Raw genomic sequence first — 24,701 nt, forward strand, 5'->3', positions numbered from 1 at the left:
GCCGCGTGACTCGGTGCTGCGTTCCATGTCAGTACTGCCTTTCATTTCAGCACCGCCAGGCAATCAGCGTGCACTTCACCGGAGTACGAACCCCAGTCCCAATTCATCATCGGCATCCAACGTGAATTTCCCTTCCCCCACGGGGAAAGCGCGGCCGCTGACTTCCACGACCAGCCCGCCGCCTGAGCCGTTGACTTGGTCAACCACACGGGCCGCAAAGCGTGAATCTATCATGGAATAGTGTTCCAGCACCTCGCCTTCGGCCAGCTCTCCGGAATCGCTAAGCAGGGCAACGCGGGCGGCAGTACCCGAACCACTGGGCGATCTGTCCACCTGCCCGTCGGCAAAGACGCTCACATTGCGTTGGGCCAGCCCAGGACCGGAATGAGCCACCGGCTCATAAAGGATCGTCCCGAATATGCCTGACAATCGCGAATCCGAGGCATGGTGCACGACTTGCTCGTTGGCTAGGCCCGCTGCCACCTGATGCCCTACTGCAACCACTTTTGCCAAGTTCGACGGCGTGACCTCCAGTCCCACGGCTGCGGCAGGGAGCGAGGCGTACAGCGCGCCACTCCAAGCCAGGTCAACACGCAGCCGGCCAAAGTCCGCGGTCCTGACCTCAATGTCCCTGGCCACCACATAGGAGGGCACATTATGGAAAGCAACCTCGGCGACCTTGCCCTCCGCCATCATGACCCGAGCCGTAACGCGACCCGAAGGAATGTCAATCACCACGTCAGTTTCGCCGTCGTCCGGGGCACGAACCAGACCGCTGCGGACCGCCCAGGTGCCCAGCGCCATGGTGCCGTGTCCGCAGACCGTGGAAAATCCTTCACGATGCCAGAAAAGTGCCCCAAAATGGGCGCCGGAATCGTTGGGCGGCACGATGAACCCGCCATACATGTCTGCGTGGCCACGCGGCTCGTTGACTAACAGTTTGCGGATCTTGTTGGCGTCGCCCGTCATGGCGTTCTCACGACGTTCCAGTACGGTGGATCCTTCGATGGGGAAGGGCAGGGCAGGAACTATCCTGAACGGCTCCCCCGCCGCGTGATAGTCAAAGGCCTCAATTTCCCACAGTGCCGATTTCATGACCGCGCCTCCTCTTGGGCCGGCAATCCTTGGCTTAAACGGGTACCGGGCCCTGCCGTCAATATGGCACGGCCCCCATGGCCTGTCAATGATTCAGGGGTCCCTAGCGGCATCGGTCCCGGTTCTGATCTTGGTCCCGTGGGTATGGGCAGTCCTGCATGGGTAGCTCACCCCATCGACGGGACTTGCCGGGTCGGGATAGATTCTTAGTAATCGCTCAGCCGGAACTTCCCGGTCAGGGTGGTCCTGGAGCGGCAACGCCGCGACAAAATTTCTAATCTAAGGATGTGCATCATGGCAGGTGGAATGATTGGTAACGACCCGGCAGACATGGCTGATTTGGTCTCCAAGCTGGGGCAGGCCATCGACCAGATCACTCAGGTGATGTCGACGTTGGACAGCAAGGCTCAGTCGGTTCGCTGGGAAGGCCCCGACGCCAACAACTTCAAGGGTCAGCAGTGGCCGACGTCCAAGAAGCAGCTGGCCAACGTTGTTTCAGACCTCGGCCAGGTCAAGACCTTGGTGAACAAGCAGAAGCAGCAGCAGGTCGACACCTCCGCTCACTGACACGTGGCAGTAAATGCCGGTTTCCGCATCATGCGGGAACCGGCATTTTTGCGTTTAATTGATGGACCAAACCGTCCATGAGACCCGGTTTCGGCGCCACGATTGTCGAAGCTACTTGGCCGAGGCCGGATCCGAGTCACCGATGTGGCCAGGTGCGTTGGCGGCCAGGACACGCGTGACAAAGGCTGCAAATTCATCGATGTAATGCTTCAGGAACGCCTCCGTCTCGGCGTTCTTGACCTCCCCGTCAGGACCGTAGGCTTCCGCGTCAAAGCGGATATATCCTTCCGGAGCGTTGAGCTGGGGAGCATCGAGGAAGCTCAGGACGCCGCGCATGGAGGACTGCATGACGGCCGTGCCGATGCCGCCCGGGGAAGCTCCGATAATTCCTGTTGGCTTGCGGGCGAATGAGTTGGTGCCCCAAGGGCGCGAGCCCCAGTCGATGGCGTTCTTCAGGGCGCCGGGGATCGACCGGTTGTACTCCGGGCTAACAAAAAGGATCCCGTCAGAGGCTTCGATGGCCTGCTTCAGGTCCCGTCCGGCGGCAGGGAAATCGCTGTCAAAATCCGAGTTGTACAGTGGCAGGGTCCCGATGGGGATTTCGGTGAATTCGAGCTCCGGAGGGGTCAGCCGGATCAAGGCCTTGGAGAGGATCCTGTTGATGGATCCGCTGGCAAGGCTTCCGACGAAGTATCCGATTTTGTAAGTGGCCATTGCATTCTTCCTTATCTACCGTCGGTGCCCGCCCACATTTTTTTCGTTGATTCGGGCACCGTGACTAGTTGATGGGTCACGCGATTCCGACTTTAGTACAGGGCCGATGTCCTGACTAGAGTTGGCATCGTCGACGGTCGTAGGGCAAAAAAAATCCGCTCCGGTCCGGTTTTCAGCCGCGGGGGCGCAGCTGAACATTTGGTAGTCCCGGTGCGGGCAAAGGTGCTGGCATATTGTCTGGGAAGGGGCCAAAGCGCGGGTAGGGTGCCCCGTCCGGGTAAACGTCGCCTGCCGGTGGCGCGGCCGGTTCAGCACCGATCTCGGCCTGCCAGGCCGCGCGGTAGGCCACGACTTCCTCGTGGCTCCGCCCAATAAAGTTCCACCACATGACGATCCTCTCGCCCAGGGGCTCACCGCCGATGAGGAGGACGCGCACAGGACTCGTACCCGCTTCAAGCACCACAGTCGAGCGGCCCGGGGGCAGGTACACAAGGTGGTCCACCGGCACCTGTTCGCCGTCCACCTGCAGATCGCCGGTATCCAGCAGAATCCCGTATTCGAAGCTCGGATCCAATGAGAGCTCCAGCCGGGCGCCAGACCTCAGCACCGCCTCGGCTCCCATCAAAGGAGGGGTGTAGCTGTCAACCGGTGAGGTCGAACCCGCCAATGAGCCAAGGAACACCCGCAGCTCCGTGCCTTCCCCGAGAACCGGCTCCGGAACATAATGTGCGAACGTTGGAGGCATGTGCCGGGTTGCCTCGGGCAGGGCGAACCACAGTTGCGCACCGTGCAGGATCGAGGTGTCCGGGGTCGAGAACTCCTGATGCGAGATGCCCCGGCCCGCAACCATGAGGTTCACCTCGCCGGGCCGGACGACGGCGGTGAAGCCCGCCGAATCACGGTGATCAATCTTGCCGGAGAACAACCAGCTAACGGTCGCCAGGCCGGTATGCGGATGTCTGGGAACGTTCATCCCGCCCGATGCGGGGATCAGATCGGGCCCATAGTGGTCCACGAAGCACCAGGCCCCGATGAGGCTGCGGCGTTTCTGCGGCAGGGTCCGGCGAACTTCCATGGCCCTGATTCCACCTAGCGGAACAGCTCTCGGCGGAAGAACCTCGGCGCCACCGACATTCTGCTCGAAGGCGCAGACCACTTCTTCGGATTGTGTCTCCACGTTGCTCATGGGCCAAGTCTAGATCCACCATGATTGCCGAAACCCTCTTCGCAGGGGCGCAGTTGCAGGGCCGCAACGGAATATGTCAGCCGCGGGGCCGGACCGGGTGTTGGCTAAGGATCGAGACCCGGTTGAACGCATTGATGGCCACGCCAGCCCATTGCAACGCCGAATACTGGTCATCCGTCAGAACCGAGCGCGCCTTCTGGAGTTCCACCTGTCGCTCGTCGCCATCGGGCAGGAGTGCAGCGGCCTCGCCGATCGCGAGCGCCGCCTGCTCCAGGTCCGTAAACAGTGCCGTTTCCCGCCACACGGGCAACACCGCAAGCTGCTGGCTGGCCACACCGGCGTCCAAAGCGTACTGGCTGTGCATGTCTAGGCAAAACGCGCAGCCATTGATTTGTGAGACTCGCACGTTCAGCAGTTCGATCACCGAACGTGGAATCCCGGCAGCCTCAGTGGATGCATGGACCTTCAGTGCCAATCCATTAAGCGCGCGCCAGCTGCCCGGGTCGGACTTGTCCAGAAAAAAGCGTTCGGTCATCGTGATCGTGCTCCTAAGTGTCTGGAGCGGAGCCGGCCCACTCCGTCAAATTCCGAGATTCAAGAAGTTGGATTTCCTTCGTGCCACGGCACCCAGGCCCGTTAGCGACGCCCGCGCTTTTGCGCCCTGGCCTTGGCGCCGGGACGCCCGCCACCGCGCAGGTTGGGTCCGCCAGACTTGCCCTTACCTGCACCGGCACGGGCCGGCGTCGAACTTTTAGCGACCTTGGCACCCTTTTTAGGCGCAGCATCCTGCTTGGCCTGTACCGACGGCTGGCGGGAGCTGTTGGCGCTACGTCCGCGGACAACGCCAACGAATTCTTGGATGACGGCTTCTTCTTCTTCCGGGAGCGGGTAGAAGGAGTCGATCCAGGCCAACGCGACGGTGGTTTGCGCAACGCCATGAAGCAGTCGCGAGCGGAGGGTCTTGCGGCTGAAGTGACGGCCCACCGACATCGGCAGGATCAGGATTCCGAGCCCGGCCTCGACCAGATCCAGCGCCTCTTCAATGGAGGCCATGGGCGGCAATGGCTTGCGGGTTCCGGCAGCAATTTCGGTGGAAATATCGCGCCATTCCGGGAATTCATCCGGGTCCGCGAGCAGGTATTCGTCGGCCAAATCTTCAACGGAGAGCTCGTCAAAGGCTGCAATGGGGTGATCCTTGGGTGCCACAACCACGGAGAGCTCTTCATAGAGCGGAATGACGTGGAGTCCGGTCTTGTCCACGGGCAGGCGAACGAACGCCATGTTGACCTCGCCGGCGCGCACGGCATCCAGCTGGTGCTCCTCCGATACCGGATTCGCCACGAGGGGTACGCCGGGCATGCGCTCCTCCCAGCGGTGGATCCACTTTCCGGGGGTCACACCCGGGACAAAGGTCACTGTAAGTTCGCGGGATTCAGACACCTGTTTACCCTAACGCACCCTTTTCCCCTAAACTACCGCGCGAGCACCGGTACCCTTAGAGATATGAGCATTAAACCTTCCCCCCAAGCAATGAAATCCGCCACCGCGGCAAAGAAGCTGGGCATCCACCTGCCCGCAGCTCCCGTGGAATTCCAAGAGAACGCGATCAGCCGGGAGGAATTCAAGGTTTTGCAGGAAACCCCGCCCACCTGGCTGGAGGACTTGCGCCGCAATGGGCCGCACCCGCGCCCCGTCATGGCGCAGAAGTTGAACATCTCCATCGGTGGTCTGAACCGTTCAAACATCACCGATGCACTCACGACGGCGGACATCACCGCGCTGCTGCAGGCACCCCCTGCGTGGCTGGTTGAGGAACGCGCCGTTCATGCCAAGGCTCGCGCCGAGGCAAAGCTGGCGAAAGAGCGCGAAGCGGCACGCCGCCCGCAAAGCTAAACCCGCTGATTCCAAAAGGGACGGCGTTTGCGCAATCGGCGGGTGGTCTACCACCGGCTTTTTGCGCAAACGCCGTCCCTTTTCGTGGTTACGGGTTGTAAGGCTGACTGGCCTTGCTCAAGACCTGGCCCTTGAAGAACTCCGGATGACGCCAGTTCATGATCAACATCAGGACCGCGCCGAGCAGGATTACGCCGGCGCCAAGGATGAACACGAGCCCCAGCCCGCCAATGTTGGATCCGGATCCGTAGTCAGGATCCATAGAGTCGTAAGCGGTCTTGAAGAACATGACCAGCAAGATGACTCCGCCCACCAGGGGTGCCAGGAACTTGAAGAAGAAGTTGCGGGCCCCACGGAATGCCTCTGCCCGGAAGTACCAAACACAGGCCAGCGCCGTGATGCCGTAGTAGAAACAAATCATCATGCCTAGCGCCGTGATGGTGTCCCACAGAGCATTTTCCGACAGCGTGCGGGTAACCACGTAAAAGGCTGCCGCCGCGACGGCCGCCGCAATGGTGGCATAGCTGGGCGACTTGTAGGTGGGGCTGATCTTGCCAAAACTCTTCGGCAAGGCCTTGTAGTGCCCCATTGAAAGCAACGTCCGGGCCGGTGAAACAAAGGTCGACTGCAGGGATGCCGCCGAGGAGCTCAGGATGGCTAGGGACATCAAAATCGCGAACGGCCCCATGACCGGGCCCGCCAAGACCGCGAAGATGCTGCCCTGATTCTCCGGGTTTCCGGCACCCAAACCTTCCGTTCCGATGCCTGCGAAGGCGAGGGTGGCCAAGGACACTGTCATATAAATCACCATGATGACAATGACGGTGACGGTAGCCGCACGCCCCGGTGTCTTCTCCGGGTTTTTCGTCTCCTCATTCATGGTCAAGGTGACATCCCAGCCCCAGAAAATGAAGATCGACAGGGAAACTCCGGCGGCAAATTGTGAAAATGACTCCACGGCAAAGGGGTTGAACCAGTCGGCCTGAATTGCGGTGGCGTCAAAGGCCGTGTCGTTGGCAACGTGGGCGAAGGCCGCAATGGCAAACCACCCCAGCACCAAGAGCTGGAAGGCAACCAAAACGTACTGGAACGTCTTGGTTGTTTCCATGCCCCGGTAGGAGATCCAACAGGCACCGGCAATGAAGACCAAGGTCGTGGCAATGTTCAGCGGCAGCACCGTAGTCAAGTCGGCCAGGGACGGGTTGGAAAAAATCTGCGCCAACATCAAATAGAAGAAGTCGACGGCCACCGCGGCCAGGTTGGACAACACGATGATGGTGGCGGCGATCAAACCCCAACCACCCATCCACCCCAGCCACGGACCAAAGGCGCGCGATGCCCACGTGAAGGAGGTTCCGGCGTCGGGCATGGCATTGTTCAGTTCCCTGTAGCCCAGCGCCACCAACAGCATGGGGATGAACCCCACAATAAAGATGGCCGGCAGGTGCACACCCACCTCAGACACGGTTGGCCCGAGCGCGGCGGTCAGCGTGTAGGCCGGAGCGATGCAGGAAATGCCAATCACGACGGCGCCGATCAGCCCCACCGAGCCTGCTTTTAGGCCCTTCTCGCTCAAGCCGCGATCGGCGGAGTTCACTGCTGCATTGGGTGTGCTCATGTCGTCACCTCGGTGGTTGAAAATTCAAAATTGCGCGGCACCACGATCATGGGCACCGGCAGGGCACGCAGAATGCGGTTTGCTGTGCTGCCAAGGAAGATGGATTTGTTCTGGGCCAGGCGGCTGGATCCGATCAAAAGGATCTCGCCCTTTTCCCAGTCCAGCCCGTCCACTGCATCCTCAATGGTGCGTCCGTGGCCAACGACGACGTCGATCTCGGGTTTGTCGAGTTCGTCGACGTCGAGGCCTTGGCTGGCTTCTGCGACACTGCGCAGGTGGGCGTTTGCCTCTTCGATGGTGGCCCCTGAATCGGCTTGGCCCAGGGCCACGAGCGAGACCAGCCGGAGCGGCAGGCAACGGCGTTTGGCCATGTCCAAGCCGGTGCGCAGCACGTCTTCGGCTCCGGCACGGGTGCCCAGCGCACAGGTCAGGCGTGTGATGGGATCCGTGCGGCTGTAGCCCGAGGGTGCAAGCACCACGGGAACTGTGGAGGCATGCAGCAGGGCGCTGGCGACAGACCCAATGGAGAATCTTTTGAACAAGCCCGAGCTGCTGGCCCCAATGACCAGCAGTTCAGCCCCCAACTCCTCGGCAGCAGTGATCAGCGCCTCCGCCTCGGATTCACCCCGGCGGATGTGAGCCTGCGACGGGACGTCGTCCGGGATCAGGGCCAAGCCCTCATCGATCCACTGCGATATCTGCTCGGCCAAGATGTCGCCAAAACCGGAATCCGGCGGATAGACACCGTTGTACGGCGAATCCTGGGGCATGATCATGACAAGATCCAGGCTGGCACCCTGCCTACGAGCCAAGGCCACGGCCAGGTTGACGGCGTCGCCGCCACGGGCATTGGCCGCATATCCAACTACGTACCGCATAGGGTCCTCCTCAGGACGTGATGATCAATGTGTTGGTTCTGGCCGCCGGGTCTCGGCAAGCTCGACCAGCGCGGTGTTACGCCAGTTCTGCGATCAGGGCTGCGGCGGTGAACTGGCCCATGCGAACCGCACCGTCAACGTGTTGGTAGCCTTCGGCAGCTAGGTCGGAGCAGGACCAGTGGATGGGGCCAACAGGTGCCAGCTGGTCGGGACCGTAGCGGTGCAGTCCGCCTAGGTCGTAGCTGGCCGCATACGCGCCTCGGGTCCATTCCTCCGAGCCCCAGTCCGATTCGTAGTAGACCACCGGTTCGGCGGCAGCCTCGCCAAGGAATTCCGCGAGTGAGGCGGTGATTTCCTTCTTGCGCTGCTCCGGGGAAAGCGTGAACGCGTAGTCGGCCTTCTCATCGGAAACAAAGCCGACCAAGGTGCCGCGGGGGTCTTCATGGTTGGTGTTGTCGTAGACCTCCTGAACCAGTGATGAGGCACTGAAGCCGGTTCCGGAGAGCCCGTCTTCACGCCAGAACGGGGTTTCGTAGACGGCGTGGACCTTGATGACCAGGCCCAGCGACTGGTGCTGGTGCATCTGGTGCTGGCGGCGCGGCAGCGGCGGGTCAAAGGAGACTCGGCTGTAGAGGTTAGGCGGAACGGCCATGATCACGCGCTTGGCCGTCACAGTGGCGCCGTCGGCAATCACGGTGGCGAGGTAGCCGCCGTCGTTCTCTTCCCAGCGGACTGTGCGGGCCGCGGAGTTCAGGATGACGTCCGCGCCGAGCTCCTTGGCGATCGCGAGGGACACGCCCTGCATGCCGCCCACCACACGCTTGTCGAGGATGAAATTGTCGTCAACAAGGTTGCTGAAGGAGCCAGCGGAGGATGCCATGAACACTGCCTGCAGAGCGGAGAAAGCGTGGGCGGGCTTGGTGAGCATGCCGCCGGCGATGAACAGGCCGATGTTATTGCAGGCCTCCTCATCATTGGACTGGCCGCGCAGCCAGTGGTGGAAGGAGATGATGTCCAGCTCGCGGGCCTGCGGATGGTCCCAGGGTTTCGCGGGATCCATGGCGGCGGCGAGCCCGTCGAGGGTATCGATGAGCTTGTTCATGGCCGCTTCGGTGTCCGCTGACACGGGGAACATTTCGCCGGTGTAGCGGGTGCGGGTGCCGTCGGGGGCGATGTAGACGCTGTCCCCGTCGCGGTAGCGCGGGTACGTGCTCAGGCCGAGTTCCTCCAGCAGACCGATGAGCGCCGTCTGGTCCGGGGAAACCCACTGGCCGCCGATCTCCAGCCATGCACCGTCGATCGTGTTGGACCAGGTCCGCCCGCCCACGCGATCACGCGCCTCAACGACTGCGACGCTCAGGCCGGCCTTCTTCAGTTCGTGGGCAGCCGTCAACCCGGACGGGCCTGCTCCGATGATGACCACATCGCGATCGATCGTGACGGGGGTTTCTGCCGATGTCATGTTTCCCTCTCCTACGAGGCGCTGGTGATCCGCCTCACTAAATGAATGCCGTTCATTTAGAATAGACTGTAACGGACATCACCACCACCCGTAAAGGGGTGTGCGGAAAATCTTGCGCCACCGTTGCGCCAGGAAGGGGAAATGGCCTTGGCCGAGCTTGTAGAGCAGCACGCAAATGCACGACGTCGGGCAGGGCGCCCCCCGCAGGCACTGCTCAGTTCCGCCCGGATCACCAAGGCTGCCCTGAAACTCGTCAGCCACGCCGGCTACAAGGGTTTGACGATGGCGGCGCTGGCCAGGTCACTAAACGTGGCTCCGTCCGCCTTGTACAACCATGTGCGTTCCAAGCAGGACGTGCTGCTGCTTGTGGAAGACCACCTCATGGGCCGCGTGGATGTTTCCGCCTTTGGTTTGGAACCGTGGGAAACGGCCGTGACCTCGTGGGCGACGTCCTACCGAGACGTTTTCGCGGCGCACCTGCCGCTAATTCCGGTCATCGCGCTGCTGCCGGTAACTAATGCCCCGGCAACCATCACGATGTACGAGGCCGTGACGCGGGGGTTCCTGGCCGCCGGCTGGCCGCGCGAATCCATCATTGACGCCGTCGTGGCATTGGAGTCATTCATCTACGGATCCGCGTATGACGTCAACGCGCCGGCCGACATCTTCGACGCAGGCTCGCTGGCGTCCGAGGCCCCCAACTTCAGCGCCGCCGTCGAGCTCAGGGCGGCAAACGCGGGCGCCAGAAATGACGCCGATGCCGCATTCATGCTGGGCTTGAAGGCCATGATCGCCGGGCTTGCGGCGACGGTTGGGCCACGGAGCTAGCTGATCCGCACCGGGTCGCGATGGAACACGCCCTGCCGGGCACTAGCCACGCGATGCACACGACCCTAGGCTGAAACAACAAACGCCACCAAGACGCACGGGAGATCATCATGGGATTCAGCATCAGCAACGCAGCACTTCGCCTTGTCTCCGGGGCGTTTATTCTCAACTCCGGAATCAACAAACTCAGCCTTCCCGAGGAACACGCCGCTGGCCTGCAGGACATGGCGCAGCGGGCAGTCCCGCAGCTTGGCCAGCTTGCCCCGGAGCAATTTGGCAAGTACCTGAGCTATTCCGAGATCGGTCTCGGCGCACTGGTTCTTACCCCGTTCATTCCCAGCCGCCTGGCCGGGCTGGCCCTTGGCGCGTTTTCCGGCGGCCTCGTAGCCACCTATCTCAAGTCGCCCGGCATGACCGAAGCGGATGGTATCCGCCCAACGGCTGCCGGCACAGCACTGGCGAAGGATTTCTGGCTTGCCGGAATCGCCGTTGCCCTGCTGTTCCACCGCAAGCGTGCCGCACGAAACAGCTGAACCCGGGGTCCGACGTCGAATATTGAGCTGAACTATCCATAGCCAGATCGTCATGGCAATGGCAGGCTTTAACACAGGCCGTCTGGGGGTCTAAGCGCTGTGCACGGCCGTCATTGCGAGAGGTCACCATGGAACCCGCCAGCCCCCGCCCGGATTTTTCCCGCCTTCGAAGTGCCTTGTCCGGCACTCTCCACGAACCCGGCGAACCCTTGTACGCACAGCTGGCCACGCCGTGGAACGTGGCCGTGACGACGAGCCCGGCGGCCGTCGTGGGCGCCACGACACCGCAGGATGTGGTTGAGGCGGTGAATTTCGCTGCCGCCAACGGACTGGCGGTCGCCGTTCAGGCCACTGGCCATGGCATCGCCAGCAACCTCGACGGCGCCCTGCTCATCCACACCGGCGCCTTGAACGAGTGCGTGATCAGCGAGTCCGAAGGCGGCGGCACCGCGCGTACAGGCGCCGGAATAACGTGGAAAACGGTGCTTGGCGACTGCGCCGCACCTGGACTGGTCGGCTTGTGTGGCTCCGCCCCCGGCGTCAGCGTCGCCGGCTACACCAGCGGCGGCGGAATCGGACCCATGGCGCGGACCTTCGGTGCCGCCTCAGATATGGTGCGCTCCTTCGATGTCGTAACCGGCGACGGCGCGCTCCGCCACGTCACCGCCGCCACTGAACCCGAACTCTTCTGGGGTCTCCGCGGAGGGAAGGGATCGCTGGGCATCATCACGGGCCTTGAATTCGATCTGCTGGCGTTGCCCATGATCTATGCCGGCGCGCTCTTCTTCGACACGGCCGACGTACCAAGCGTCCTGCACGCCTGGGCTCAGTGGTGCCCCACGTTGCCGCACGCCGCGACCACCTCGGTAGCCCTCATGCAGTTGCCACCCATGCCGGGAGTCCCGGAACCGCTGGCCGGGAGGTTCACGATTGCCGTCCGCTACGTCTACGCCGGAAACGCTGACGACGGCGCCACCTGGCTTGCGCCGATCCGTTCGGCTGCGCCGGTGCTAATGGACGCCGTCGGGCTGATGCCAGCTTCGATGATCGGGCTGGTACATTCCGATCCGGAAGATCCCATGCCTGCTACCGAGGGTTCAGCCTTGTTGACGGACTTCAACACGGCAACCGTCGATGCCCTGCTGGAGGCTGCCGGTCCAGACGCGGCTTCATCGCAACTTCTGGTGGAAATCCGCCAATTTGGCGGCGTCCTGGCCCAAGATCCGGACGAGCCCAGCGCCCTGTGTCATCGGGATGCCCCCTTCGGGCTGTACACCGTGGGAGTCGGGGCGCCCCCTGATCTAGCTGGAATCCAAGCCCATTCAGCAGTGCTGCGGGAAAATATGTCGCCATGGGCATACGGTGGGACCTTGCCAAATTTCTCCGCCGGCAGCGGCCAGGCAGGCTTCGCGGCGAACTACACCGCTCCGGTGCTGGAGCGGCTAACAGCTCTGGCTCGGCAGTTTGACCCCGGGAATGTATTCCGGTTGGGTCAGGTTCCGGCGCGGTAAGCTCAGGGTCGGGCCGCCAGCACGGCCCAACTCCACGTTTACCCCAGCCGTACAGGAGCCGCCATGCCCGCCTCACCCAGCGAAGGCTCCGCCAACGCGTCGAGTTCCAGAGCGCTCGGGGCGCTTACGCCGAGGGCCGCGGAAATTCTGGACCGGGATGACGTGATGCTGCACCGCGGCCGGCTGGCGTTGATCAACCGTGCCAGCGCTGCTGATGACAGCTCAGCGGCGCAGACGCCAAATGAAGCAATGACTGCGGACCTTCTTGCGATCCGCAGCGTGCTGGATGCCCACTCGATTGAATACCTGCTGGTGCGTGGCAATGACCTGCGCCCGGTGCTTGCCATTGATGCCGTGTTACGTGAGGAACTGCAGCAGGCCCTTGCGGAGGCGTTCGCAGACGAGCCGTTTTATGCCCGCAGCGTGGACACCCGAAAGTCAACGGTGTTGCTCGCGGACGGGCACTTGGCGGCCTCGGCAAAGACTCGCATCATGCGACTCTTCCGTCCCCGCGTAGAACCGCGTGGTGGTCTGCACTTTGGCGCAGCGTGGGGCGTTCAGATCGAGCTGTGGTCCTTCACCGCCGATCGCATCGACCTCCCGCTGGAAAATTCGCTTACCCGGCGCAGCATCGATCGTGCAGATGCCACACGCAGCTCCGTCGACCGCTACGGGCAGCATTGGCCCACCATCGAAAACATGTTCATTGACCACGTTTTCGACATTCGCTTTGACATCGACATGGTGTTTTCCTGGGTGGACGGCAGCGGCGCCGAGTACCAGGCGTCCCGGCGCGCCCTTGAAGCGGACGCAATATTAGGCGAGGGCGATGACCACGAATCACGCTTCCGGCAGGTGGACGAGCTGAAGTACGCTTTGCGTTCCGTGCATATGTTTGCTCCGTGGGTCAGGCGCATCTTCATTGCCACTGACTCACCCGCGCCCGAGTGGCTGGCCGCCCATCCCAAGGTCACCGTGGTCCGGAGCAAGGAGCACTTCGCCGACCCTTCGGTGCTGCCAACGCATAACTCCATGGCCGTGGAGTCTCAACTGCACCATATCGAGGGATTGTCCGAGCATTTTCTATATTCCAATGACGACATGTTCTTTGGTCGCCCCATCTCCCCGGATTTGTTCTTCACGCCCGGCGGTATCACCCGCTTTGTACTCTCCCCCAACCGGATTGGTCTGGGCGAAAGCGAAGCGGCCCGCAGCGGCTTTGAAAACTCCGCCCGAGTGAACCGCAGGCTCCTATGGGACCGTTTCGACGCCTTCACAACTCACCATCTGGAGCACAGCGCCGCACCCTTGCGCAGGTCAGTACTGAGTGAACTTGAACAGGAATTCGCCCAGGAGTTTGCCGCCACGGCGGCCAGCACATTCCGGGCCGCAGAGAATATCTCCGTGACAAACTCGCTCTACCACTACTACGCGCTCTTGACCGGCCGTGCCGTCATGCACAAGGACGGCAAGGGTATCTATGTTGACACGGCAAACACTGCCGGTCTGGCCTCTCTTGATCGCATCCTGGCCCAACGCAATGCCGACTTCCTGTGCTTGAATGACGGCAGCAATGGTGATGCCAGCCCATCACGGCGACGAGAACTCGTCACAGACTTTTTAGAGAAGTATTTTCCCTTCAAGGCACCCTGGGAAAAATAGCGCCGGCGAGCTGGGCCCAACCAGACTGTGATGCAGTAGATGCTCTAAATCGGCCAAAATCGGCACAAATTCAGCAACTACTGCATCACAGATGGTGGCTAGTTCAAGTAGCCGTTTGGATTCAGCACGTACTTCGTGGCAGCACCGGCGTCGAACTCGGCATAGCCGCGAGGTGCATCCAAGAGGGATATCGCCTTCGCGTTGACGTTCTTGGCAATGGAGACCTTGTCATGCAGAATCGCCATCATCAAGCCGCGGTTGTATTTCATGACGGGGCACTGACCGGTTGTGAAGGACAGGGACTTGGCCCAGCCGGTACCCAAGCTTAGGCTCAGTGCACCCTTCTGCGCGGCCGCATCGATGCCACCGGGATCGCCCGTGACATACAGGCCCGGAATGCCCATTGCACCGCCAGCCGCCGTGATGTCCATGAGCGAGTTCAGCACAGTCGCCGGCGCCTCACCAGCACCTTGTCCGTGCCCCTTCGCCTCAAAGCCCACGGCATCAACGGCACAATCCACTTCCGGGATGCCCAACAGCTGCTCAATCTGGCTGCCTGGATCTCCCTGCGAAAGGTCAATAGTTTCACAACCAAAGGTGCGGGCCTGCGTCAATCTGGACGCGTTCATGTCACCGACAATGACCACCGCGGCGCCGAGCAAATGCGCGCTCGTTGCTGCGGCCAGACCGACAGGACCAGCGCCGGCGATGTAGACAGTGGAGCCAACCGTGACGCCTGCCGTGACAGCGCCGTGGAAGCCCGTGGGGAAGATGTCCGACAACATGGTCAGGTCCAGCATCTTTTCAAGAGCCTGATCCCGGTCCGGGAACTTCAGCAAATTCCAGTCGGCGTAGGGCACCAGGACGTACTCGGCCTGGCCACCAACCCAACCACCCATGTCCACGTATCCATAGGCACTGCCGGGCCTGTCTGGGTTCACGTTGAGGCAAATGCCGGTCTTACGTTCCTTGCAATTGCGGCAACGACCGCAGGAAATGTTGAAGGGAACCGAGCAGATGTCACCGACCTTGATGAATTCAACATCCGGGCCTACCTCGATCACTTCACCGGTGATCTCATGGCCCAGCACCAAATCCGTGGGAGCCGTGGTGCGTCCTCGCACCATGTGTTGATCGGAGCCACAGATGTTTGTGGCTACAGTGCGCAGGATGACGCCGTGGGGGACTTTGCGCCCCACATTGGCCGGGTTGACGCCCGGCCCGTCCTTGAGTTCAAACGTGGGGTAATCGACGTCAATGACCTCAACTACTCCGGGTCCCTTGTAGGCAACAGCTTTGTTTCCTGACATGGCGATGCTTCCTTCCTAGTTAGTTCAGAAGGTTCCTTCTGGAGCCTTCTAGTGCAACAAGAAATCAACCCCGCCCGCGAAAATATACGCCAAGCGCAATACTTGGTGCCGAAATTTATCGGGGAATCAAGGGGTTCCAGCCAGTCTAGGGGTGGAACTAGGAATATGTAAGGGCGGCTACGTCAGGATGATGACGTCGAGGGTGCGCGGGCCGTGCACGCCCTCGACGCGTTCAAGTTCAATGTCGCTCGTGGCACTCGGCCCGCTGATCCAGGTCTGTGGGCGGGTGGCCTCCAGACGCGCAATAGCCTCGGGCAGCACCTCCACAATGTCGCTGGCCCGCAGCAGGCAAATATGCCGGTCCGGGACCAGCGAGATGATCCGTCGACCCTGATCGTCGCTGCCGTCGAGCATGATGGTTCCGGTCTCCGACACGGCCGTCGCCGCAGCCGTCACCACAGCATCCACGGCATCCAGTTCCAAAGTGGTGAGGCGGTGCTCGGGTGAGTCAACGTGCACAGCCAACGTCTCGGCGTCGTTCTTCACCGCGGCAAGCCACTCCTGGGGCAAGCCGTGCGGCACCACGATGGCGGTGCTCCCGGACAGCAGTTCAGCCAGCTTCGCCGCAGCGCCGTCCGTGGGAGTGACAAACACTTTGGCCTTGTAATCCACCAACCTGTCCACGAGCTGATCGAGGCGCTGCTGCGCGGTCATGGCCGAGCTGCGGCGGTATTCCCGGGGGACTTCGGGCGCCTCTGGGGCGTCGCTCAGGGCCGATTTGATGCGGTTCATGATGTCCTCGCGCGCGCTCATGCCTGCTCCCCTTCGTTGCTGTTCTCGGTTCCGACTGCGGTCCCGGGTACGACGGCGGCACCCGGCTGGTGTTCCTTGTCCCACCACTGGCGGAACGATTGCGTGGGCGGGGCCGGAATATCCCTGCTTTGGGTCCACCCTGCGGCGATGCCTGGGAGCTTTTTGATGACCTTGTCCCGGCCCGCAACCAGTTTGCCCAACGGCAGCCCCTTTTCCAGCAAGTTCAGGTGCGAGCCGCTGGAGAACGCCCACTCTGCGCCCTTCATCATGAGGTCCATCTGGCTGGGCACCTTCCCTTTGGAGCGCTTGGAGTCCACGTCCACGCCGCGCAGGTGCACAAGGATTTCGGGAATATTGATCTTCACGGGGCAGGCGTCAAAGCAGGCGCCACACAATGAGGACGCATAAGGCAAGGAGTTGTTTTCCTCGCTCTTGATGCCTGTCATGAGCGGAGAAAGGATGGCGCCAATCGGGCCCGGATAGGTCGAACCATAGGCATGGCCGCCCGTGCGTTCATAGACGGGGCAGACGTTCATACATGCTGAGCAGCGTATGCAATTGAGTGCCGTGCGGCCCATTTCATCGGCCAACGCGGCGGTGCGGCCGTTGTCGAGCATGATCAGGTGCACGTTCTGCGGACCATCGCCGGGGGTCACGCCCGTCCACAGGGACGTGTAAGGATTCATGCGTTCGCCCGTGGAAGACCGTGGCAGCAGCTGCATGAACACCTCGAGATCGCTCCACGAAGGCAGAAGTTTTTCGATGCCCATGACAGTGATGAGGGTTTCCGGCAGGGTCAGGCACATGCGGCCGTTGCCTTCGGATTCCACAACAGTCAGCGTGCCTGTGTCGGCAAGGCCAAAGTTGGCGCCTGAGACCGCAACCTTGGCGGAGAGGAATTTCTTGCGCAGGTGCTTCCGGGCAGCCTCGGCAAGCCGTGCCGGTTCGTCCGTCAAGTTTGGATCCACCACGGGCATTTCGCGCAGGAAGATCTCCCTGACCTGGCTGCGGTTCTTGTGGATAGCGGGGACCAGAATGTGGCTGGGCTTGTCGTGGTCGAGCTGAACAATCAGCTCCGCGAGATCGGTCTCGAAGGCTTCAATCCCCTGCTCTTGCAGGTATTCGTTGAGACCGATTTCCTGGGTGGCCATGGATTTAACCTTGACCACTTCACTTTCACCGGTTTCCCTGATGAGAGCGGTGACAATTTCATTGGCCTCTTGGGCGTCACGAGCCCAGTGGATGATGCCGCCGCGGGCCGTAAAGTTCGCCTCGAACTGCTCCAGCAGGGCTGGCAAATTCGCCATGGTGGCATTCTTGATGGCGCTGCCGGCGTCACGCATCTGTTCCCAATCGGGAAGCTCGGCAACGACTTTGAGACGCTTGTCCCGGATGGTGTGGGTCGCGTGGCCAAGGTTGGCACGCAACTGCTCGTTGCCAAGTTCTCGATGGGCCGCTTTGGGGAACGGCTCCGTGGCGTTGAGATTGCCGTGGCCATAAACGGGCAGCGACGGCATGCCCAGAAAAGTGTTGCTCATCGCTTGCCCCCTGCCAACGTGACCGTACCGGTGACCGATACCGGATTTTCAAGAGTGCTGGCCAGGATTTCTGCGAAGTGCAGGGTAGCTACGTCACTCCCCTGCCGCGCTAACCCGCCGCCGATGTGCATGAGGCAGCTGGCGTCTCCCCCGGAACACAGCTCGGCGCCTGTCCCGCAGATGTTGGCAGCCTTGTCGGCGTTCATGGCGCTGGATACGTCTGCGTTCTTCATTGAGAACGTGCCACCGAAGCCGCAGCATTGCTCGGCTTCCGGCAGTTCCACCATCTCGATTGCGCCCACACTTTTCAGGAGGTTCAATTGCCTGTCCGCCAAGCGCAGTAGCCGCATACCGTGGCAGCTCGGATGGTAGGTGACCTTGTGCGGGAAGTGCGATCCCAATTGCTCGGCCGCGTTGGTAACACCCAAGACGTCAGTCAATAGCTGGGATAGCTCATAGGTCTTGGCGCCCACGACGGCGGCTCGGGCTTCCAGCGCACTGTCTCCGCAGCGGCGGGCCACCAACTCATGCTGATGCTTCACACTGGCCACACAGGAGCCGGAAGGCGCCACGGCGACGTCGTAGTCTTCCGTGTCAAAGGCCCGCACATGATTCGCAACCACGGAGTGGGCTTCCTTGAAATAGCCGGAATTCACGTGCATCTGCCCGCAACAAGCCTGGCCGGCGGGGAAAACGACCTCGTGCCCAAGCCGTTCAAGGATCGCCACGGTGGCCTGTGCCGTGCGCGGATACATGGCGTCAACGATGCAGGTGGCGAAGAGCGCAATTTTCATGATCACCACTGTAGGCCAAATCACGCATCATGTGGACTGACCACACCCTAACTTGTCGAAATTCGCGCAATTCAGGGGTGCCTCAGCAGGGCTTTTCTAAAGCGGCAAACCCGCGCTTGGCTTGAGATTCTTCATGACCAAAGTGGAGCGCAGTCGCAGAACGCCGGGAAGGCTGGTCAGCTCGGTGTCATACAGCTTTTGGTAGTCGTCGAGATCCTTGGTCACGACCTTCAGAATGTAATCCGGGTCTCCGAACAAGCGCTGGGCGGATGTGATGCGCCGGTTGCCGGACACCTTCGCCTCGAATTCGTCGATCGTGGCACGGTCCACCTGGGCCAGCGAAACGAAGACCAGCGCCTCAAACCCCAGCCCCACCGCACCCGGATCTACGATGGCCCGATACCCACTGATGACGCCAGATCCTTCCAAATCCTTCAGGCGCCGATGGCACGGGGCAACCGTCAACCCAACCTCGGCAGCAAGCGCGGTGGCACTCATGCGTCCGTCATTCTGGAGCGTGCGCAAAATTTCTTTATCAATTGCATCAATCACGCAATTATCTTATCGCCCAGACCTGAATTCGGGGTGAAAAAGGTAAGCACTTCTTGTGCACGTTTCCCTAAGCTTGCCGTAACCCAACAATCAGGCAGGAACATTATGGAACCGCAGGCACTCACGGGATTCCTCATCGTGGCCATCACCCTGAGCTGCACCCCCGGTCCAGACTGGGCCTTCGCTATTGCTGCGGGCCTCGGGCGGCGCAGCTTTGTCCCAGCGGTGGCCGGATTATGTGGCGGATACGTGCTTCACACAATCCTGTTGGCCGCCGGAATCGCGGCTCTCATGGCGGCCATCCCGAGCCTGTTGCTGTGGTTGACGGTGGCTGGTGCCATTTATCTTTTGTGGCTGGGGTTCATGACCACCAAGTCCTGGCGCGGAGCAGGGTTCGTGAGTGTCGGGGCCAATGGCGAACTTCCCGCCGCGTCCGGGACATCCGCTGCCCCTGACACGGCGGGCTCGACGTGGGGGTCCTTTGTGCAGGGCTTCGGAACAAGCAGCATCAACCCGAAGGGGCTGCTGCTCTTCGTGGCTCTCACCCCGCAGTTCATCAGGACCGACGCCGCCTTCTCGGTACCGTTGCAATCGGCAATTCTTGGCACGTCCTTCGTGGTCTCCACTGCCGTGATCTACACGTTGGTGGCCGCCGGCTCGCGAAAGCTGCTGCGTTCCCGGCCCGGCGCTGCCCGCGGCGTGACGCTCTCCAGCGGCATCATTATGTGCGCCCTCGGCGCCGTTTTACTGGTCGAGCAGATTGGTCCGGTGACCGAAGCCGCCGGCAGACTTACCGCGCTGGCCTAGCCGAGGCCGCCGGCATCTGAGCCACAAATTAGCCCTGCGCTGCACTCCAGGAATCAAGTTCAGCCAACAACTCGCTCTTACGCGAGTCAGATGCAAACGATGACCGGATGGAGTTGCCGGCCAGCGTCCGCGCAACCGAAGCGCCCCAGGCGAATTCGGTCTCCAGCGCCTCAAAGTTGGTACCAAGATAGCCGCCAAAGTAGGCCGGGTCATCCGAGTTGACGGACACGTTCATGCCGGCCTCGATCATGCGGGGCAGGGGATGCTCCGCCAGCGTATCCACCGCGCGCAGGCGCACATTGGACAGCGGACACACAGTCAGGGGAACCTGCTCCGCAACGAGCCGCCTGACCAGCGCAGGATCCTCCACGGACCGAATGCCATGATCGATCCGCTCAACCCCGAGCAGGTCAAGGGCTTCCACAACATAGCTGGGCGGGCCTTCCTCGCCGGCATGGGCCACGAGCCGCAGCCCGGCAGCACGCGCCCGCTCAAAGAGCCGGACAAACTTCGACGGCGGATTCCCCACCTCCGCGGAGTCGAGGCCAATACCAATAATGGGAGCGCCCATGGACAGCAGGGCCTCCAAAACCTCCAGCGCAGAGTCCTCTGATTCATCGCGCAGGAACGCCGCGATGAGCCCGGTACTGATACCAAACTCGGCTTCGCTGGAAGCCAGGGCCGCAACGATACCGTCCACCGCCGTCGTCAGTTCAACACCGCGGGCAAGGTGGGCCTGGGGATCAAACATGATCTCGGCATGCCGAACCCCGGCCGCCTGGGCCCGGCCCAGGTAAGCACGGGTCATGTCAGCAAAGTCAGCCTCGGTGATCAGGACGGCCATGTTGGCGTAGTACAGGTTCAGAAAGGACTGGAGATCCTTGAATTCGTACTGCGCACTCAGTAATTCCAGCGTCGGGAACGGCAGAGCAATGCCGTTGCGGGCCGCAAGTTCAAGAATTAGCTCCGGCTCGAGCGTCCCCTCGATGTGCAGGTGGAGTTCGGCCGTGGGCAGCGTTAATTCTCGCGTTGTCATGCCATTAACCCTAAGCTGCCAGCCGTCAGGACTTGTAAAGTTTGGCCATGAGCTTCGGGTCAACGATCTCAGTCTTAATGACTTCGCTCAGCGCCTCGGGAGTTGTTGTGATGCCTGTACGCCGTTTAACTTCCTTTCGGATCTGCTCCAGCAAGGCTTCGGAGAGGATGAGCTCCAAAAGGGCTTTCGGCTCGGTGGCCGCTCGGTGTTTCCAGGACTCATCGATCCGCCGACGCTTGAGCGCCTCACGGTGCAACAAGAACATCAGCTCGGCTTTTTCCTCGAGCGACTCCGGGCCCAGCAGGTCAATCTCAAAGGCCATATTGATGATGACTGGCAACCCACCGGTGAGGTGATAGGCCTGCCAGACGGCGCCGTTGGTCAGGACCATCCATTCAATTCCCTCATTGACGGCGTACATCTGTACCTGCCGCAGATGCCGCTCGTTGAGTTTCTGGCTGATCCGCTTCACTTCAATGAAGGCCACGAGTTGCTTGTCGATCCGCACTCCATAATCGGCAAAATCCTGCTTCACCATGTACTCGGTGGTGAGGTCCCTAAATTTGTCGTAGTCCAGCCCCTCACACAAGATATCGGTGACAACAAGGCGGGTATCTCCTTCGTTGGCATCGCGGGCCTTTAGATCGTGCAGTGGCTTGGTGTACCGCTTAATGGCCTCACGCACTTGCTCACGGGCAGCTGCTTCCCACTTCGGAAGCTTGGACGGGGATGTTGCCTTGGGCAGGACCTCAAGGACCTCAGTGACTTCCTCGTTTCCCTCGAGAACGACGGCGGGGCCCGGCGTTGGGATGCCCGCCGGACTGAGTAGCTCCTCGGGCAGGTGCCGGAAGGGATCCATGACACCGAACGTGGCTTGTTTCAGCATCCAGCTGATGGTTGACTCCCACCCTTGAACCACGGATGCGCCGCTTCCCTCTACGGCAACAAGCTTGGTGTGCGCAATGATTTGCAGATCACCCTGCTCCGGCACCAGATGGCCGGCCAGCGCCGCTTCCGCAGCCCATTGCACAAGGATGTTAAGCCTGTCCTGTCCTTTGGCATCCAACAAAATCTCCGTCATGATCCAGCCCCCAATTCATGAATGACGCTGCAGCGGCAGCATAAGTCCAACTGAGCCTGACCATACTGCTTTCCACACTTTTGCGCAGCTAACCACAGCTGCGTGACGCCTGACTGCGGCGCCCATCCACTCTTAGAATTTCGAAGATAATTCACCCAATAGTGAAAACCCATTTCCGCAACAGCTTTGTCAGTGCCGTGATGCACCATGGATACCATCACTTTGATGAGAAAAAGGGAACCATTTCGGCGCCCCAACCATTAGGAATATATAGAGTGAATGGAGATAATTGACTTTGAACGATCCGCGCGTACGCCGTCGGGCCGCGTGCGGGTATTCTCACATCGACCACAAATCCCTGATCCCATGTGACCGGGGAACTCTTGAGGAGCTTGTCAGCGCGTGTTCATGAAAACTTTTGGGTGGTCTTTCGGGATCACCGCCGTGGCACTTGTTGTCGCCTTTTTCTACGGTGGCATTGAAGCGCTAATTCTTTGCGCCATTCTGGGTGTTTTGGAAGTTAGCCTGAGTTTTGACAACGCCGTGGTCAACGCGCGCATCTTGGAAAAGATGAGCGAGTTCTGGCAGAAGATCTTCCTTACCGTCGGTATCTTGATTGCCGTTGTGGGTATGCGTGTTGCTTTCCCGCTGTTGATCGTGGGCGTGACCGCCAATCTCAATCCTGTGCAGGCCATTCAATTGGCGCTGGAAAAGGGCGATATCCACACCGAGGGCAGCTACGCCTACCTCCTGCACGATGCGCACCCGCAGATTGCCGCTTTCGGTGGCGTCTTCCTGCTCATGTTGTTCCTCGACTTCATGTTTGAAGAGCGTGAGATCCATTGGCTCAAGTGGCTGGAAAAGCCACTTGCGTTCGTTGGTCGCCTCCACGGCGCCGCAATGGCGATCGCCATGGTCATCCTTGTCATCTCGGCCACCATGGTCCGCCCAGGCAAGGAAGTTGACGTCCTGATCTCCGGAATCCTGGGTATGGTCACCTACCTCCTCGTGAACGGCTTGGGTGACTTGTTCGACGTCGATGGCGACGGGGATAGCGACGCCGATGACATCGATGCCCAGGCCGCTGCGATCGCCAAGAAGTCGAACAAGTCCAACAAGGGCGTCGGCAAGGCAGTGGGCAAGGCCGCGTTCATGCTCTTCCTCTACCTTGAAGTCATTGACGCATCATTCTCCTTCGACGGGGTCATCGGCGCGTTCGCCATCACCTCCGACCCCATCATCATCGCCCTAGGCCTCGGCCTGATCGGCGCCATCTTTGTCCGCTCGCTGACTGTTTTCCTGGTTCGCGAAGGGACCCTGGATGACTACGAATACCTTGATCACGGCGCGCACTGGGCCATTGGTGCGCTGTCCGTCATCCTGCTTTTGACCATCAGCATTGAGGTCAACGAGGTCATCACCGGCGTCATCGGCGTGGTGTTCATTGCCGCCGCGTTCGTGTCCTCGATTGTCCGCAACAAGCGCCTCGCCGAGTCGGAGCAGCCCAAAGTTGACCAGCTAACCAGCTGACGAACCACTGTTTTCCTCATCTATTCACAAGGAGCAAGAACGTTATGGGACTTAGTTTGCAAAAGGGTCAGGCCCTTTCACTGAAGAAGAACGACGGCGCTGCCCTCACCCGGGTGCGGATGGGTCTGGGCTGGGACTCTGCGGCCCCTGCCAAGCGTGGATTGTTTGGTGGCCTGAAGAAGGCTGCCGACGTTGATCTGGACGCCTCGGCCATCTTCTTTGACGCGAGCGGCAAGGCACTCGACACCGTCTTCTTCAACCAGCTTCAGAGCAAGGACGGCTCCACCCGCCACACGGGCGACAACCTGACCGGTGAGGGCGATGGCGACGACGAGGTCATTCTCGTTGATCTTGCCAAGGTCTCCCCGGCCGTTGCACAGATCGTATTTGTCATCAGCAGCTACAGCCGTCAAACCTTTGACCTGGTCGAGAATGCTTTCTGCCGCCTCGTTGATGAGTCCACGGCTGGTTCCCCGGAAGTGGCTCGTTTTCAATTGACCGATTCCGGCACCCACACGGCCATGATCATGGCCAAGGTTTCCCGCGACGGTGGGGCTTGGCAGTTCACGGCCATCGGTGACCGTGCCAACGGCCGTACGGCCATGGACCTGATCCAGCCGGCAGCCGCAACCCTGTAGGGATTCGCCAACCGTTTTTCTTAAGTTTGTTAGCGTCGCTTCGCGATGAGAGGAGTTCAGTTTTCATGGCATCTTTGACATTGTCCAAGGGCAGCAACCTATCCCTGACCAAGGCCGATCCCGGACTGCAGCTGGCCATGGTTGGCTTGGGCTGGGACCCGCGCACCACCAGCGGAGCCGCCTTTGACCTGGATGCGTCCGCCATCCTTGTCACCAACCGCGGCAAGGTTCGCAACAATGACGACTTTATTTTTTACAACCAGCTCGAATCCAAGGACGGTTCTGTTGTCCACCAGGGCGACAACCGCACCGGTGATGGTGACGGCGATGACGAGCAGGTCCTGATCAACCTCGCCACGGTGTCCGAGGACATCGACAAGGTCATCATTGTTGTTTCGATTGACCAGGCCGATTCCCGCGGCCAAAACTTTGGCCAGGTTCGGGACGCATACTGCCGCGTGATCAACCAGGACAACGACACCGAGATCGTGCGCTACGACCTCTCCGAGGACGCGGCGTCGGAGACCACCATGATCTTTGCCGAGATCTACCGCCACGGCGCAGAGTGGAAGTTCCGCGCTGTTGGCCAAGGCTACGCCAGCGGCTTGCACGGCATTGCAACCGACTACGGAATTATTCTGGACTAAACGCAGCT

The 24,701-nt window shown here is 60.9% G+C and carries 25 protein-coding genes; 10 read left to right on the forward strand and 15 right to left on the reverse strand.

Translation table 11 applies throughout. The annotated features are described in order from the left end of the window. Positions 1–75 precede the first annotated feature (75 nt). Positions 76–1,095, reverse strand: a complete 1,020-nt coding sequence (locus ACP7B9_RS13000; protein WP_425864011.1) for a proline racemase family protein — start codon at positions 1,093–1,095, stop codon at positions 76–78. 294 nt (positions 1,096–1,389) lie between these two features. Here ACP7B9_RS13000 and ACP7B9_RS13005 point away from each other — a divergent pair, with 294 nt between their 5' ends. Beyond that, positions 1,390–1,662, forward strand: a complete 273-nt coding sequence (locus ACP7B9_RS13005; protein ID WP_425863225.1) for a WXG100 family type VII secretion target — start codon at positions 1,390–1,392, stop codon at positions 1,660–1,662. 111 nt (positions 1,663–1,773) lie between these two features. Here the strand turns inward: ACP7B9_RS13005 and ACP7B9_RS13010 are convergent, their stop codons facing one another. The 4 genes from ACP7B9_RS13010 to ACP7B9_RS13025 form a co-directional block, all read right to left on the reverse strand. Then, the gene (locus tag ACP7B9_RS13010; protein ID WP_425864013.1) at positions 1,774–2,376 is read right to left on the reverse strand and encodes an NADPH-dependent FMN reductase; all 603 of its coding nucleotides are present in this window, start codon (positions 2,374–2,376) and stop codon (positions 1,774–1,776) included. A gap of 172 nt (positions 2,377–2,548) precedes the next feature. Next, on the reverse strand, positions 2,549–3,562 hold the full coding sequence (locus ACP7B9_RS13015; RefSeq protein WP_425864015.1) for a pirin family protein: 1,014 nt from the start codon (positions 3,560–3,562) through the stop codon (positions 2,549–2,551). A 76-nt stretch (positions 3,563–3,638) separates the two neighbouring features. Continuing rightward, positions 3,639–4,097, reverse strand: a complete 459-nt coding sequence (locus ACP7B9_RS13020; protein ID WP_425864017.1) for a carboxymuconolactone decarboxylase family protein — start codon at positions 4,095–4,097, stop codon at positions 3,639–3,641. Positions 4,098–4,198: 101 nt separating this feature from the next. Beyond that, positions 4,199–5,002: a substrate-binding domain-containing protein gene (locus ACP7B9_RS13025; RefSeq protein WP_425864018.1), complete on the reverse strand. Its 804-nt coding sequence runs from the start codon at positions 5,000–5,002 to the stop codon at positions 4,199–4,201. A gap of 90 nt (positions 5,003–5,092) precedes the next feature. Between ACP7B9_RS13025 and ACP7B9_RS13030 the strand changes: the two genes are divergently transcribed. Then, on the forward strand, positions 5,093–5,455 hold the full coding sequence (locus ACP7B9_RS13030) for a DUF5997 family protein (protein WP_425864173.1): 363 nt from the start codon (positions 5,093–5,095) through the stop codon (positions 5,453–5,455). An 88-nt stretch (positions 5,456–5,543) separates the two neighbouring features. Here ACP7B9_RS13030 and ACP7B9_RS13035 read toward each other — a convergent pair whose 3' ends face one another. The 3 genes from ACP7B9_RS13035 to ACP7B9_RS13045 all read right to left on the reverse strand — a co-directional run bounded on the left by ACP7B9_RS13035 (position 5,544) and on the right by ACP7B9_RS13045 (position 9,413). Next, positions 5,544–7,073, reverse strand: coding sequence for an APC family permease (locus ACP7B9_RS13035; RefSeq protein WP_425864019.1), 1,530 nt, complete (start codon positions 7,071–7,073; stop codon positions 5,544–5,546). After that, positions 7,070–7,951, reverse strand: a complete 882-nt coding sequence (locus ACP7B9_RS13040) for a universal stress protein (RefSeq protein WP_425864020.1) — start codon at positions 7,949–7,951, stop codon at positions 7,070–7,072. Before ACP7B9_RS13040 ends, ACP7B9_RS13035 begins: the two co-directional genes overlap by 4 nt. A gap of 76 nt (positions 7,952–8,027) precedes the next feature. Beyond that, on the reverse strand, positions 8,028–9,413 hold the full coding sequence (locus ACP7B9_RS13045; RefSeq protein WP_425864021.1) for a flavin monoamine oxidase family protein: 1,386 nt from the start codon (positions 9,411–9,413) through the stop codon (positions 8,028–8,030). 141 nt (positions 9,414–9,554) lie between these two features. On the opposite strand from ACP7B9_RS13045, the gene ACP7B9_RS13050 reads away from it, so the two are divergent. The 4 genes from ACP7B9_RS13050 (at position 9,555) to ACP7B9_RS13065 (ending at position 13,947) form a co-directional block, all read left to right on the forward strand. Then, on the forward strand, positions 9,555–10,241 hold the full coding sequence (locus ACP7B9_RS13050) for a TetR/AcrR family transcriptional regulator (protein WP_425864022.1): 687 nt from the start codon (positions 9,555–9,557) through the stop codon (positions 10,239–10,241). A 110-nt stretch (positions 10,242–10,351) separates the two neighbouring features. Then, a complete protein-coding gene (locus ACP7B9_RS13055; protein WP_425864023.1) occupies positions 10,352–10,774 on the forward strand; it encodes a hypothetical protein in 423 nt (140 codons plus the stop codon). Positions 10,775–10,902: 128 nt separating this feature from the next. After that, positions 10,903–12,285: an FAD-binding oxidoreductase gene (locus tag ACP7B9_RS13060; RefSeq protein ID WP_425864025.1), complete on the forward strand. Its 1,383-nt coding sequence runs from the start codon at positions 10,903–10,905 to the stop codon at positions 12,283–12,285. Positions 12,286–12,348: 63 nt separating this feature from the next. After that, positions 12,349–13,947: a stealth conserved region 3 domain-containing protein gene (locus ACP7B9_RS13065; RefSeq protein ID WP_425864027.1), complete on the forward strand. Its 1,599-nt coding sequence runs from the start codon at positions 12,349–12,351 to the stop codon at positions 13,945–13,947. A 98-nt stretch (positions 13,948–14,045) separates the two neighbouring features. On the opposite strand, the gene fdhA is transcribed toward ACP7B9_RS13065, so the two are convergent. From fdhA to ACP7B9_RS13090, 5 genes are all read right to left on the reverse strand, one after another. Further along, entirely contained in the window at positions 14,046–15,257 is a 1,212-nt protein-coding gene (gene fdhA / locus ACP7B9_RS13070) for a formaldehyde dehydrogenase, glutathione-independent (RefSeq protein ID WP_425864028.1), read from the reverse strand. Between the two features lie 177 nt (positions 15,258–15,434). Further along, positions 15,435–16,070: a LutC/YkgG family protein gene (locus ACP7B9_RS13075; RefSeq protein ID WP_425864030.1), complete on the reverse strand. Its 636-nt coding sequence runs from the start codon at positions 16,068–16,070 to the stop codon at positions 15,435–15,437. Further along, positions 16,067–17,608, reverse strand: coding sequence for a LutB/LldF family L-lactate oxidation iron-sulfur protein (locus tag ACP7B9_RS13080; protein ID WP_425864032.1), 1,542 nt, complete (start codon positions 17,606–17,608; stop codon positions 16,067–16,069). The genes ACP7B9_RS13075 and ACP7B9_RS13080 overlap by 4 nt, the downstream gene beginning before the upstream one ends. Further along, positions 17,605–18,402, reverse strand: coding sequence for a (Fe-S)-binding protein (locus ACP7B9_RS13085; RefSeq protein ID WP_425864033.1), 798 nt, complete (start codon positions 18,400–18,402; stop codon positions 17,605–17,607). The genes ACP7B9_RS13080 and ACP7B9_RS13085 overlap by 4 nt, the downstream gene beginning before the upstream one ends. Positions 18,403–18,498: 96 nt before the next feature. Further along, positions 18,499–18,954 (reverse strand): Lrp/AsnC family transcriptional regulator, encoded by a 456-nt coding sequence (locus ACP7B9_RS13090; RefSeq protein ID WP_425864035.1) that lies wholly within the window; start codon positions 18,952–18,954, stop codon positions 18,499–18,501. Positions 18,955–19,059: 105 nt separating this feature from the next. Here ACP7B9_RS13090 and ACP7B9_RS13095 point away from each other — a divergent pair, with 105 nt between their 5' ends. Continuing rightward, the gene (locus tag ACP7B9_RS13095; RefSeq protein ID WP_425864037.1) at positions 19,060–19,761 is read left to right on the forward strand and encodes a LysE family translocator; all 702 of its coding nucleotides are present in this window, start codon (positions 19,060–19,062) and stop codon (positions 19,759–19,761) included. A gap of 28 nt (positions 19,762–19,789) precedes the next feature. Here the strand turns inward: ACP7B9_RS13095 and ACP7B9_RS13100 are convergent, their stop codons facing one another. Beyond that, positions 19,790–20,797, reverse strand: a complete 1,008-nt coding sequence (locus ACP7B9_RS13100; RefSeq protein WP_425864039.1) for an adenosine deaminase — start codon at positions 20,795–20,797, stop codon at positions 19,790–19,792. 25 nt (positions 20,798–20,822) lie between these two features. Beyond that, a complete protein-coding gene (locus tag ACP7B9_RS13105) occupies positions 20,823–21,878 on the reverse strand; it encodes a hypothetical protein (protein ID WP_425864041.1) in 1,056 nt (351 codons plus the stop codon). A 402-nt stretch (positions 21,879–22,280) separates the two neighbouring features. Between ACP7B9_RS13105 and ACP7B9_RS13110 the strand changes: the two genes are divergently transcribed. The 3 genes from ACP7B9_RS13110 (at position 22,281) to ACP7B9_RS13120 (ending at position 24,693) form a co-directional block, all read left to right on the forward strand. Then, complete coding sequence (locus ACP7B9_RS13110; RefSeq protein WP_425864042.1) at positions 22,281–23,408, forward strand: DUF475 domain-containing protein; 1,128 nt, start codon at positions 22,281–22,283, stop codon at positions 23,406–23,408. Positions 23,409–23,452: 44 nt separating this feature from the next. Continuing rightward, on the forward strand, positions 23,453–24,046 hold the full coding sequence (locus tag ACP7B9_RS13115; RefSeq protein ID WP_425864044.1) for a TerD family protein: 594 nt from the start codon (positions 23,453–23,455) through the stop codon (positions 24,044–24,046). Positions 24,047–24,111: 65 nt separating this feature from the next. Next, complete coding sequence (locus ACP7B9_RS13120; RefSeq protein ID WP_425864046.1) at positions 24,112–24,693, forward strand: TerD family protein; 582 nt, start codon at positions 24,112–24,114, stop codon at positions 24,691–24,693. Positions 24,694–24,701: the final 8 nt, after the last annotated feature.

The sequence above is a fragment of the Arthrobacter sp. TWP1-1 genome, from assembly GCF_049897845.1.
In the GTDB taxonomy this organism is placed as follows: domain Bacteria; phylum Actinomycetota; class Actinomycetes; order Actinomycetales; family Micrococcaceae; genus Specibacter.